The organism is Streptomyces sp. NPDC057438 (assembly GCF_042802995.1).
Classification (GTDB): domain Bacteria; phylum Actinomycetota; class Actinomycetes; order Streptomycetales; family Streptomycetaceae; genus Streptomyces.
In genome coordinates, this window is sequence record NZ_JBHVDD010000010.1 from 90,905 (window position 1) to 103,315 (window position 12,411).

Genomic DNA, 12,411 nt, shown 5'->3' on the forward strand with positions numbered 1-12,411 from the left:
GCGCGCAGGTCACATCCGACTCACCACGTCAGGACAAGAGGTCATCCACCCATGCCTGAAGTCAACCGGCGGCGATTCCTCCAGGTGGCGGGCGCCACGACGGCGTTCAGTGCCCTGTCGGCCAGCATCCAGCGGGCCGCGGCACTGCCCGCGCACCACCGTTCCGGCACGATCGAGGACGTCGAGCACATCGTCGTCCTCATGCAGGAGAACCGGTCCTTCGACCACTACTTCGGCGCCCTGAGAGGCGTACGGGGCTTCGGCGACCCGCATCCGGTGACGCTGGACAACGGCCGGAGCGTGTGGCACCAGCCGGACGGCACGAAGGACGTCCTGCCCTTCCACCCGGGCGCCGACGACCTCGGCATGCAGTTCCTGGAGGGCCTGCCCCACAGCTGGCCGGACGGGCACGCCGCGTACAACGGCGGCAAGTACGACCGGTGGGTCCCGGCCAAGGGCACCACGACCATGGCGTACCTGACCCGGGAGGACATCCCGTTCCACTACGCCCTCGCCGACACCTTCACCGTCTGCGACGCCTACCACTGCTCGTTCATCGGCTCGACCGACCCCAACCGCTACTACATGTGGACCGGGTACACGGGCAACGACGGCAAGGGCGGCGGCCCCGTCCTCGGCAACGACGAACTCGGCTACGACTGGACCACCTACCCCGAGCGCCTCGAAGCGGCCGGCATCTCCTGGAAGATCTACCAGGACATCGGCGACGGCCTGGACGCGGCCGGCTCCTGGGGCTGGATCGCGGACGCCTACCGGGGCAACTACGGCGACAACTCCCTGCTCTACTTCAACAGGTACCGCAACGCAAAGCCCGGGGACCCCTGGTACGACAAGGCCCGCACCGGCACGAACGTCAAGGCCGGCGACGGCTACTTCGACGGGCTGAAAGCCGACGTGAAGGCGGGGAAGCTCCCGCAGATCTCCTGGATCGCCGCGCCCGAGGCGTTCTCCGAGCACTCCAACTGGCCCTCGAACTACGGCGCCTGGTACATCTCCCAGGTCCTCGACGCGCTCACCTCCGACCCGGACGTCTGGGCGCGGACCGCGCTGTTCGTCACGTACGACGAGAACGACGGCTTCTTCGACCACCTCGTGCCGCCGCTGCCGCCGCGCGACGCCTCCCACGGCAGGTCCACGGTGGAGGTGGGCCCTGACCTGTTCCCCGGCGACGCGGGCCACGTCGCCGGCCCCTACGGACTCGGCCCGCGCGTGCCGATGCTGGTCGTCTCGCCCTGGAGCAAGGGCGGGTACGTCTGCTCGGAGACCCTGGACCACACCTCGATCCTGCGGTTCATGGAGCGCCGGTTCGGGGTGGGGGAGCCGAACATCTCGCCGTGGCGGCGGGCGGTCTGCGGGGACCTCACCGCCGCGTTCGACTTCTCCCGCCGGGACAGCAGGCCCGCCGCGCTGCCGGACACCGACGCGTACGAGCCGCAGGACCGCGAGCGGCACCCCGACTACCGGCCCGTCGTGCCGGACGACCCCAGCATGCCGAGGCAGGAGCGCGGGGTGCGCCCGGCCCGGCCGCTGAAGTACGCGCCCCGCGTGGACGGCGCGGTCGATGCCCCGGCCGGGACCCTCACCCTGACGTTCGCCTCCGGCGGCCGGGCGGGCGCGGCCTTCCACGTCACCTCCGGCAACCGTACGGACGGGCCGTGGACGTACACCACCGGGGCGGGCGGGGCCGTGTCGGACACCTGGGACTGCGCGCGGTCCGGCGGCGCGTACGACCTCACCGTGCACGGCCCGAACGGCTTCCTGCGGGTCTTCGCGGGGCCGGGCGGGACGGGGAAGGCCCGGCCGGAGGTGACCGCGCGGCCCGTCGGCGACGACATCGCGCTGACCTTCACCAACACGGGCGCCGGCACGGTGACCCTGAAGGTCGCCGGCGCCTACGGCGGCCGGTCCCGCACGGTCCGGGTGCGGGCCGGGGCGACCGTCCGCGAGGTCTTCGACCTGCGGTCGAGTCACCGCTGGTACGACCTGACCGTCACCGCCGGTGAGGGCTTCCTGCGGAGGTTCGCCGGGCACGTGGAGAACGGGCGGCCGGGAGTGAGCGATCCGGCGCTGGGTCGGCGGTAGGGCGCCCACCGGGGCTGGGACACGACGCCCGCGGGCGCCTGCTCCTCCGGCCGTCAGAGGGGAGTGAGGTGTCCGGGCGTCGGTGAGTTCGGCCGGCGGGGCATCAGCGACGGTTCCGCCGGCGCGTGCCGGGGCTGCAGGGCGAGCACGGCCGCCACCGGGTGCTCCTCGTGCGCCGGAGCGGGCTCCGGCTCCCGGCGCGCGGCCGGTGCCGCCCGGGTCAGCAGCACCACGCCCCGCGCCGCGACCAGGGCCCCCGCCGCCGCGAGCAGCACCCCCGCGGCCCCGCCCCGCAGGCCCTCGCCGAGGAGGGTGAGGCCGATCAGGGCGGCGGCCAGGGGGTTCGCCAGGGTCACGACCGCGAGGGGCGCGCCCAGGCCGCCCCGGTACGCGGTCTGGGAGAGCAGCAGGCCGCCCACGGCGAACGTGGCGACCAGGAGTGCCACGACGACGACCTCGGCGTCGAGGAGGGAGCCCGAGCGGTCGGTCGCGGCGACCGTGACGGTCTGGGTGAGCGCGGAGGCGACGCCCGAGGCCGCACCGGACGCGCCGGCGTGCCGCAGGCCGGGCCTGGTGCCGGGCCGGGAGAGGAAGCCGATCAGGGCGGCGGTCGCGCCGGCCACGGCGACGGCCTCCGGGACGTTGAGCACGTCGTCGGGAGCGGGCCCGGACGCGGCGATCAGGATCGCGGCCAGTCCGGCCAGCGTGAGCGCGGTGCCGCGCCATTCCGGCGCGGTGACCCGGCGCCCGGCCAGCCGGGCCCCGAGCGGCACCGCCGCCACGAGGGTGAGCGCGCCCAGCGGCTGTACGACGGTCAGGGGGCCGTACCTGAGGGCCACGACATGCAGCAGCGCGGCGCCCGCGTTGAGCGCGACGGAACTCCACCAGGCACCGCTGGCGAGCATCCGTCCGACGCCCGCGCCGGCGCTGCGGGCGGCGAGTCGCTCCTGGGCCACGGCGGCGGCCGCGTAGGCGACGGCCGACACCAGGGACAGGGCGACGGCGACGAGGGTGGCGTTCATCGGCCGGCTCCCACCAGGACGGGCTCCTCGGCCGGGGCGAGGGCCGTGGAGTGCCGGCCGGCGGCGCCCGCCGTCCGGTGCGGCGGCGGGACCACGGCGAGGGCGGCGGCCAGCAGGGCGCCCGCCACGATCGCGTCCAGCCAGTAGTGGTTGGCGGTGCCGACGATCACGAACAGGGTCACCAGCGGGTGCAGCAGCCACAGCACGCGCCACCGCGAGCGGGTCGCGGCGATCAGGCCGATCGCGATCATCAGGGCCCAGCCGAAGTGCAGCGAGGGCATCGCCGCGAACTGGTTCGCCAGGGAGTCGGTCGCCGGCACCGCCGAGTACACCGCCGGCCCGTACGCCTGCCCGGTGTCCACCAGACCGGCGACGTCCAGCAGGCGCGGCGGCGCCAGCGGGAACGCGAGGTGCAGCAGCAGGGCGGCGGCGGTGAGGGCGGTCAGGACCCGGCGCGCCCAGACGTAGTGCGCGGGGCGCCGCAGGTACAGCCAGACCAGGAAGGCCACGGTGGCCGGGAAGTGGACGGTCGCGTAGAAGACGTTCGCCAGGTGGACCAGCGTGTCGCCGTGCAGCAGCACGGCCTGCACGGAGCCCTCGTCCGGCAGGCGCAGGACCCGTTCCCGGTCCCACACGAGGTGGGCGTTGCGGTAGGCCTCGGCGGTGTGCCCGCCGGCCGGCGTCCGGCCGAGCTTGTAGACGAGAAAGAGCCCTGCGACGAGCAGGAACTCACGGACGAGCGGCGGCCGCGCTGTCGCGGCGGTCCGCTCCTCGGCAGGCTCGGTGCGGCATTCCATCCCCGGCCCTTTCACTGACGGCGCTGGTGGCGCTGGTTCCCCTGGCGGTACTGGCGATCGCTACGCACGGGTACCGATACGTGGCAGTACCGATACGCGAGTGTATCGATACGCCACTGTACCGAAACGAGTGGGTACCGAAACGGGTGGGTACCGAAACGATTTGGTATCGATACGTAGCTGTACCGATACGGTGGCGTTCCGGTACAGTGGCGTACCGGCAGGCCTTTCGGCAGGGCGCGACCGAGGGAGACACGAGTCATGACGTCGCAGGCAGCGGAGGGGCCGGAGACGGCCGTCGCCTCGCGCCGCTCCAAACTCACCCCCGAGCGTGAGCAGGAGTTCTTCGACGCCGTGCTCGAACGGATCCGGGAGTGCGGCTACGACTCGGTGACCATGGAGGGTGTCGCCGCGACCACGCGGTGCAGCAAGTCGACGCTCTACCGTCAGTGGAGGACCAAGCCCCAGTTCGTGGCGGCCGCCCTGCGCGCGCGCCGCAGTGTCCGCTTCGCGGGGATCGACACCGGCACCCTCGCCGGCGACCTGCGCGAGGTGGCCCGGCACGCGGGCCAGGGCCATGTGCTGGAGGGGCGTCTGTTCCAGGCGCTCGGCCACGCCGCCGTGCAGGACGAGGAGCTGCGGACCGCCCTGCGGGACGCGCTGGTGGAGCCGGAGATCGACGCGCTCCGCACGATGATCGCCCGGGGAGTGGCCCGGGGCGAGGTCCCCGCGGACCATCCGGCGCTGGAGTTCGTCCCGGCGCAGATCTTCGGCGTGCTGCGGGCCCGGCCGGTCCTGGAGGGTCAGGACGCGGACGAGACGTACATCATCAAGTTCATGGAGGCGGCCGTGCTGCCGACGCTCGGCCTCGCGTGAGACTCAGGACGCCGTCCGTGGAGCGATCCCGGACGACGCCCTGATCGCGCCGCACCGTGGGGACGGGGGCGGCGCGTACCCACCGGCCGGGCGGGGTTCCTCTGGAGCGGAGAGGAATCCCGCCCGGCCGGCCTTTTCGGGCCGCAGGGAGAGGCGCGGGTGGGGCGGTGGTGCGGGTCCCGGGGGTCACACCCCCTGACCGCTGCCGCCTCCGCCGATCGACGCCTCCTTGATGCCCTTGGTGATCTCGTCGATGACCGACTGCCTGGGCGCCTTGTCGCTCACGTCGATCCCGAAGCGGACCACGACGAGCCGCTTGGAGTCGGCCGGGGAGGGGAAGGCCAGCGACTCGACATAGCCGTCGTCGCCCTGGCCCGTGACCACCTTCCAGCGGACGTAGTAGCCCTTCTCGCCGGCCACGGTCACCGCCTTGGACGCCAGCTCCTCGTGCGAGGTGATCTTCCCGTAGCCCTCGGAGCCGTAGGCGTCCTCGGCGGCCTGGGAGATGTCCTCCTTGGCGGCAGCCTCGGCCGTGGTGGCCTTCAGCTTCAACAGCTCGGCGGGCGAGGAGTAGGCGCCGCCGCGCGTGCAGGTCTTCGTGGCGTCGGCCGGGCACTTGTACGACGCCTCCGTCGTCACCTGCGCACCGGCCCGCAGGGGCGCGCCGAGCCAGCCGTCGGGCACGGGGATGCTGATGCCGCTGGTCGTGTCGGTGGCGTACCCGTCCTCGATCTGCGGAGGCTGCCCGGAGCCGTCCGGCGCGGGGCTCCGGCCGTCGGAGCCGCCCGGCCCGCCCGGCCCGCCCTGACCGCCGGAGTCGCCGCCCCGGCCACCGTCGCCGCCGCCCCCGCCGTTCTGCCCGCCGGAGCCCTGGGACGTCGTACTGCCCTCGCTCCCGCGGTCGTTGCCGGCCAGCGCGTACACGCCCACCCCGATGCTGACCAGCACCGCGGCCGCCACGCCGATGGCTATCCCGATACGGAGGCCGCGCCGGGGCGCGGGGGCCGGGTGCCCCGGATACCCGGGATACCCGGGGTGCCCGGGGTACCCCGGGTGCCCCCCGGCCACCGGTGGATAGGGGCCGGCACCCGGCGGGTACGGTCCGGCGGCCGGCGGGTGGACCGGAGGCCCGAACCCCGCGGCCGAGCCCACGGGCCGGATCTGGTCCGTCCACGCCTTGCCGTCCCACCAGCGCTCGGTGGCGGGTGCGTCATTCGTCTGGCCGGGGTCGGGGTACCAGCCGGGAGGTGTCACCTGCGTCATGGTGCAACCGTATGAGGCCGGAGTGAAAACCGGATGAGAGGGGACGGTTATTCGCCCGCCCGCCGCCCGATTTCCGCCCGCAATCGCATAATTGCCGCCCCCTGTGCACCTTTTGTGCTTCCAGCATCCGAATGGCTCCGTCTTCGGCTGATTTCCGCGTCGGTCGGGAGCTCCCGCAGGAGAGGGCGGACGCGGCCGCCCCCGTGGCGCGCGGCTCACCGCGGGACCGGACGCCCCGGCCGCCGCACGCCGCCCTCCTTCCCCACGGATACGGTCATCCCGTCCCCTACAGGAGGGAGCACCCGTCTACACCGAGGAATCCGGAAAATCAGCCTCACGCTACGGGCAGTTGACTGACCGTCACGTTCAACGGCACAGGTGGGCGGCCGGATTCGTCGTCCGTCGGCCGCCCGATGTCACCCGACACGGCAAAGGTGCCCGGACCCGCCTCCACTTCGGCATTCAGGGGGCTACGCTCGATGACCTGTGCATCGTTCGGGCGGCCTGGGGAGGTAGCGGGATGACGGAGGCACGGCCCGACGCGGCAGCCTCGGCCTCCCTGTGGGAGCGCGAGGCGGAGATCACCGCCATCAAGGAGGCGATCGACGAACTGCGCGTCGACCAGGCGTCGCCCGGGAGCGTCCTGGTCTTCGACGGCGAGGCGGGTGTCGGCAAGACCGCCCTCCTCACCGAGGCCCGCAGGATCGCCGAGGAGCGTGGCTGCACCGCCTGGTACGCCCGCGGCGGCGAGACCGTCACGTCCGTCCCCTTCAACGTCGTACGCCAGTTGCTCCAGCCCGGCCTGCTCGGGCTGATGGAGGAGGAGACCCGCGAGTACCTGGGCGACTGGTACGACATCGCCGGACCCGCCCTGGGGCTCGCGGAACCGGGCGCGCGCCAGCCCGACCCGCAGGGCGTGTGCGACGGCCTGGTCGCCGCCGTGAACCGGCTCGTGCGCCGTGCGTGGCCGCTCGTCCTGCTGATCGACGACGTCCACTGGGCCGACCAGGAGACCCTGCAGTGGCTGTCGGCCCTGGTCGGCCGCCTGAGCGAGATGTGCGTCCTCGTCGTCGTGGCCTACCGCCCAGGCGAGGCCACCGGCGAGCGCGCCGAACATCTCGCCGGGATCGCCGCGAAGGCCCGGCCGGTCACCACCCTCAGCGCACTGACCCCCGTGGCCACCGCCGGCCTCACCCGCGCCACCGTCGGCCGGCACGCCGACGACCCGTTCTGCCGCGAGGTCTGGGCGGTCACCGGCGGCAACGCGTACAACACCGTCGAGCTCCTCGCGAAGGTGAAGGACAGCGGACTGGACCCCGTCGAGGACTCGGCCGCCGAACTACGCGCCCTGAACCGCTCGGCGCGGGGCCACGGCCTCGTCGCCCGCCTGGAGGAACTCGGTGTCGAGGCCACCCGCTTCGCCTGGGCGGCGGCCATCCTCCACACCGGCATCACCGTGGAGATCGTGGCACGCCTCGCCAGTCTGTCCCTGGCCAGGGCGAGGCTGTGCGCCGAACTGCTGACCTCCGCCCGCATCCTCACCGAGCCCGATCCGGCCAACCGTCAGGTGGACGCCGGAGACCTGGAGTTCGTGCATCCGCTGATCGCCACCGCCGTCTACGACTCGATCCCGCCCGGCATCCGGACCGCGTTCCACGGAGTCGCCGCGACGGCCGTCACCGAGTCGGGGCGTGGTGCCGCGGCGGCCTCCCGCCATCTGATCGAAGTCCATCCGGACGGCGAGGCCGATCTGGTCGAGCAGTTGCGGGCCGCCGCGAAGGAACACCTGGCCGTGGGTGCCCCGGACGCCGCCCGCCGCTGTCTGGAGCGAGCGCTGAAGGAGCCGCCCCTGCCGGACGTCCGGGTGCGGGTGCTCTACGAGCTGGGTTGCGCCACCCTGTTGACCTCCCCGGCCACCACCGTCACCTACCTCCGCTCGGCACTCGCCGAACCGGGACTCGACAACGCCGAACGCGTGGACGCGGTCTTCCGCCTGTCCCAGGTGCTGGTGCACAACGACCAGCTGGACGAGGCCGTCCGCACGGTCGACGCGGAGATCGCCCGGCTGGATCCGGGCCCCGCCCGGATGCGGCTCCAGGCCGCGCGGTACATGTGGGAGGGCGTGCACGCGGGCGAGGAACTGCCGCCGACGCATTCCCAGGAGCTCGCCGCCCTCGCCGCGACCTGCACGGGACGGGACAACTCCGAGCGGGCGATGCTCATCCTGCGCGGCTTCGACGCGATGACACGGGGCGAGAACGCCGAAGAGGTGGTCGAACTCTGCGACCGCGCGCTCGTCAACGGCCGCCTGGCGCCCGGACTCGGCTGGACCGACTCCGAGTGGGGCATCGAACTGCTGCTGATGCTGGCCAGCACGTACGCCTACGCCGACCGGCTCGACCGCGCGGAGAGCCTGTACACCGAGGCGCTGCGGACCTACGAGTCCGACGGGTGGAGCGGCGGCCACCTGGCCCTCGCCCACGCCTACGTCGGGCTCGGCCACCGTATGCGGGGCCGTCTCAGGGACGCGGAAGCCTCCCTGCGCAAGTCGCTGGTGCTGGCCGAGCGCGTCGGCCGCGGACTGCCCCTGTACTGGACCACGACCTGCAACCTCGTCGACACCCTCCTCGTCCGCGGTCATGTCGAGGAGGCCTGGCAGGTCGCCGAGCAGTACAACTTCGCCCCGCCGTACCCGTCCACCCTCGTGCTGCCCGAGCCCCGCTCGGTACGCGGACGGCTGCTCCTCGCCGTGGGCCGCACCAAGGAGGGCATCAACGAGCTGGAGGCCGCCGAGAAGGCCACGGCCGCCCGGGGACACCACAACACCGTGTCGGCCACCTGGGGCGGAGCCCTCGCCCGGGCCCTCGCCACCGAGGACCCGCGCCGCGCCGCCGAACTCGCCGCGAGCGTCCGCCGCCGTGCCGAACGGTTCGGGACGGACACCGCCATCGGCGAGGCACTCCGCGTCGAGGCCGCCCTCGCCACCGGCCGCAACGCCGTCTCCCTCTACACCCAGGCGGTCGCCTATCTGGCCGCCTCGCCCGCCGCCTACGAGCACGCCGCGGCCCGCGTCGAGTACGGCACCGCCATCCGCTCGGTGTCCGAACTCAACCGGGGCCTGACCCTGGCCGAGTCCTGCGGCGCCGACGGTCTGGCCCGGCAGGCCCGGGAGGCGATCGACCGGCTCGGCTAGCTCGGGGCCGGTGCCCCGGCTCCGGACCGGCCGCTCAGCCCCCGTCCTCCTCCGCCAGCACCCGCTGGGCCGTGGCGAAGGCCGAGTTCGCCGCCGGCACGCCGCAGTAGACGGCGGTCTGGAGGAGGACGGCGCCGATCTCCTCCGGGGTGAGGCCGTTGCGGCGGGCGGCCCGGACGTGCATGGCCAGCTCGTCGTAGTGGCCGTGGGCGACCAGCGCGGTCAGGGTGATCATGCTGCGTTCGCGGTGCGACAGGGTGGGGTCGGTCCAGATCTCCCCCCAGGCGTAGCGGGAGATGAAGTCCTGGAAGCGGGCCGTGAAAGGCGTCTGCCGGGACTGAGCGCGGTCCACGTGCGGGTCACCGAGGACCTGGCGGCGCACCTCCATACCGCGTTGCGCGTAGCCGTCGAAGTGCCCGCGCAGAGCGGCCAGTACGGCTTCCGGACGCTCGGCGGGGGCGAGGTGGGAGGCGCCGGGAATCTCCGTGAGCGACGCACCGGGCACCGCGTCCGCGATCTCCCGCAGATGCGCGGGCGGGGTCGCCGGGTCCTGCCGGCCGGCGACGAGGAGCGTGGGCGCGGAGATGCCCGGCAGGTCCTCGCGGATGTCGAAGGCGGCGAGCGCGTCGCAGCAGGCGGCGTACGCCTCCGGGTCGGCGTTGCGGTGGTCCTCGACCAGCTCCGGCACGGTGAAACCGGGCGTGAACCAGCGCGCGTCGGCCGTCTCCGCGAGCCCGGCGAGACCCTCCCGGCGCACCAGTTCCGCCCGCTCCTGCCACGGCCTGGCCCCGTTGAAGTGGGCCGAGGAGCAGATCACGGCGAGGGACGAGACCCGCTCCGGGTGGTGCGCCGCCAGGTGCAGCCCGACCGCGCCGCCCAGGGACACCCCCGCGTACGCGAACCGCTCGACGTCCAGCGTGTCCGCGAGGGCCAGCACCAGCGCGGCCAGGTCACCGACCGTCGCCCCGGGCGCGATCAGGCCGGCCGGGGAGCCGCCGTGCCCCGGCAGGTCCCAGCGGATCACCCGGTGTGTGATGGACAGTTCGGGCGCCACCTTGTCCCACAGCCCGGCCGACGTGCCGAGGGAGGGGCCGAGCAGCAGCGGGGGAGCGGATGTCGGGCCCTCCGCACGGTGGTTGAGCATCCTGTCCGTCAACGTCGCTCCAGAGCACGGTCGGTGAGGGGTCCGGCGGAGCCGGTGTAGCGCGTGGGATCGATGAGGTCCGTCAGGTCGGGGTGGAGAGCGGTTTCGCCCAACTCCGGTTCCTCGGCGAGCAGTTCACCCAGCGGTCGGTCCTCGGCGTGGACCCGCCGGGCCACCCGGGTCAGCAGCTCCTTGGCGCGGGCCCTGCCCAGCACGGGGGCCAGCTCGGCCGCAAGCCGCTCGGAGACGATCAATCCGTGGGTGAGGTCCAGGTGGGCGCGCATGACACCGGCGTTCACCCGCAGCCCCCGCGTCAGGTCCGCCGCGTCCCGCGCCGCACCTCCGACCAGGCGCAGCAGATCACGCAGCGGCTCCCACTCGGCGTGCCAGGCCCCGGCCGGCCGCTCGTCCTCGGCCGCCTGCGCGCCGAACAGGGCCGCCGCCAGCTGGGGCGCCCGCCGGGCCGCCGCCGCGATCAGCGTGGACCGAACGGGGTTCGCCTTGTGCGGCATCGCCGACGAGCCGCCCCCGCTCCCCTCGGCGACCTCCGCGATCTCCGTACGGGCCAGGGTGAGCACATCCACCGCGATCTTCCCGAGGGCGCCCGCGGTGAAGGCCAGCGCCCCGGCGAGGTCCGCGATCGGGGTACGCAGGGTGTGCCAGGGCAACTCGGGCTCACGCAGGCCGACCTCACGGGCGTACGCGGTGACGAGGGCCCGCGTGTCGACCGGGGTCGGGGAGTCCGCCGGGGCGACCCCCGTGCCGGCCGTGTTCCCGGCTCCGGTCCCCCGGAAGACGGTGAAGGCCGCCAGGGTGCCCGCGGCGCCCCCGAGCTGAGCGGGAAGGCTCGCCCGGACGACCGCGAGCCGGTCACGGGCGTCCAGGACCAGGGAGCGCCAGCCCGCCGCCTTCAGCCCGAAGGTCGTGGGCACGGCGTGCTGGGTGAGCGTACGGCCCGGCATCACGGTGTCCCGGTGCGCGGCCGCGAGGGCGGCCAGCGCGGACTCCGTCTGCCCGAGGTCGGCCAGGATCACGTCGAGGGTGCGGGCGGCGACCAGCATCGTCGCCGTGTCCAGGATGTCCTGGCTGGTCGCCCCCCGGTGGACGTAGGGGCCGTAGGGGGCGCCCACCGCCTCGGTGAGGTCCGCGACCAGCGGGATCACCGGGTTGCCGCCACCGCGGGCGCGTTCCGCGAGGGACCGTACGTCGAAGGCGGCGGCGTCCGCGGCCGTGGTCACCGCGGGCCCGGCGGCGGCGGGGACCAGCCCCAGCGCGGCCTGGGCGCGGGTCAGCGCGGCCTCGGCGTCGAGCAGTGCCCGCAGATAGGCGGTGTCGCCGGTCGCGGACGCGGCCGGGGAGCCGGTCCACCCGGGGGCGAGCAGACCGGTGTCGGCGTCAGCAGAAGTCACTGGAACTCCAGGAAGACCGTCTCGCCTTCGCCCTGAAGGCGGATGTCGAAACGGTAGGTGCCGTTCCCCTGCTCCTCGGCGATCAGCGTGTTCCGGCGCGCCTCGTCCACCCGGGAGAGCAGCGGGTCGGCGGACAGCGCCGCCTCGTCGCCCGGCAGGTAGATCCGGGTGAACAGATGTACGAGCAGGCCCCGCGCGAAGACGCACACGCTGAGGTACGGCGCGTTCCGCCCGCGGGCGCCGGGCCGCAGCGTACGGGCCGTCCAGTGGCCGGCCGCGTCCGCCTGGACGCGGCCCCAGCCGGTGAACTCCACGCCGTTGCGCCCGAGGAAGCCGCCGCTCGCGGGGTCGCGCCGCATGGAGCCGTCGACCCGGGAGAGGCTGCCGTCCGGGTCGGGACCCCACAGCTCCAGGAAGGCGTCCGGCAGCGGGGAGCCCTCGCCGTCGAGGATGTGGCCGTGCAGGGTGATCGTGTCGGGGTGGCCGACGGGGGCGATGTCGCCGCCGCCGGGGAAGGGCAGGGCGTGGCCGTAGAACGGGCCGACCGTGTGGGACGGGGTCGGGAGCACCGTCTCCGGGCGGCTGGTGTCGATCTTCGTCATGG

9 protein-coding genes are annotated in these 12,411 nt (G+C 73.9%); 3 read left to right on the forward strand and 6 right to left on the reverse strand.

Features of this window, described 5'->3' with window-relative positions; translation table 11 throughout:
• The first annotated feature begins 51 nt into the window (after positions 1-51).
• Positions 52-2,103: a phosphocholine-specific phospholipase C gene (locus ACFU5F_RS08910; protein ID WP_383884022.1), complete on the forward strand. Its 2,052-nt coding sequence runs from the start codon at positions 52-54 to the stop codon at positions 2,101-2,103.
• Positions 2,104-2,156: 53 nt separating this feature from the next.
• Here the strand turns inward: ACFU5F_RS08910 and ACFU5F_RS08915 are convergent, their stop codons facing one another.
• Together ACFU5F_RS08915 and ACFU5F_RS08920 are read right to left on the reverse strand one after the other, a co-directional pair.
• Complete coding sequence (locus ACFU5F_RS08915) at positions 2,157-3,125, reverse strand: hypothetical protein (RefSeq protein ID WP_383884025.1); 969 nt, start codon at positions 3,123-3,125, stop codon at positions 2,157-2,159.
• Positions 3,122-3,922, reverse strand: a complete 801-nt coding sequence (locus ACFU5F_RS08920) for a phosphatase PAP2 family protein (protein WP_383884027.1) — start codon at positions 3,920-3,922, stop codon at positions 3,122-3,124. Before ACFU5F_RS08920 ends, ACFU5F_RS08915 begins: the two co-directional genes overlap by 4 nt.
• 261 nt (positions 3,923-4,183) lie before the next feature.
• Here ACFU5F_RS08920 and ACFU5F_RS08925 point away from each other — a divergent pair, with 261 nt between their 5' ends.
• A complete protein-coding gene (locus ACFU5F_RS08925; RefSeq protein ID WP_383884030.1) occupies positions 4,184-4,798 on the forward strand; it encodes a TetR/AcrR family transcriptional regulator C-terminal ligand-binding domain-containing protein in 615 nt (204 codons plus the stop codon).
• Between the two features lie 186 nt (positions 4,799-4,984).
• Here the strand turns inward: ACFU5F_RS08925 and ACFU5F_RS08930 are convergent, their stop codons facing one another.
• The gene (locus ACFU5F_RS08930; protein WP_383884033.1) at positions 4,985-6,061 is read right to left on the reverse strand and encodes a DUF2510 domain-containing protein; all 1,077 of its coding nucleotides are present in this window, start codon (positions 6,059-6,061) and stop codon (positions 4,985-4,987) included.
• Positions 6,062-6,581: 520 nt separating this feature from the next.
• On the opposite strand from ACFU5F_RS08930, the gene ACFU5F_RS08935 reads away from it, so the two are divergent.
• Positions 6,582-9,254: an ATP-binding protein gene (locus ACFU5F_RS08935; RefSeq protein WP_383884036.1), complete on the forward strand. Its 2,673-nt coding sequence runs from the start codon at positions 6,582-6,584 to the stop codon at positions 9,252-9,254.
• Between the two features lie 34 nt (positions 9,255-9,288).
• Here ACFU5F_RS08935 and pcaD read toward each other — a convergent pair whose 3' ends face one another.
• Genes pcaD through pcaG form a run of 3 tightly spaced genes read right to left on the reverse strand, consistent with a single transcriptional unit; the run spans position 9,289 to position 12,409 of the window.
• Positions 9,289-10,410: a 3-oxoadipate enol-lactonase gene (pcaD, locus tag ACFU5F_RS08940; protein WP_383884038.1), complete on the reverse strand. Its 1,122-nt coding sequence runs from the start codon at positions 10,408-10,410 to the stop codon at positions 9,289-9,291.
• Positions 10,407-11,807 carry a 3-carboxy-cis,cis-muconate cycloisomerase gene (gene pcaB, locus ACFU5F_RS08945; RefSeq protein WP_383884041.1) on the reverse strand — a complete coding sequence of 467 codons (1,401 nt, stop codon included), beginning with the start codon at positions 11,805-11,807 and terminating at the stop codon, positions 10,407-10,409. Before pcaB ends, pcaD begins: the two co-directional genes overlap by 4 nt.
• Positions 11,804-12,409 (reverse strand): protocatechuate 3,4-dioxygenase subunit alpha, encoded by a 606-nt coding sequence (pcaG, locus tag ACFU5F_RS08950; RefSeq protein WP_383884043.1) that lies wholly within the window; start codon positions 12,407-12,409, stop codon positions 11,804-11,806. Before pcaG ends, pcaB begins: the two co-directional genes overlap by 4 nt.
• Positions 12,410-12,411 lie beyond the last annotated feature (2 nt).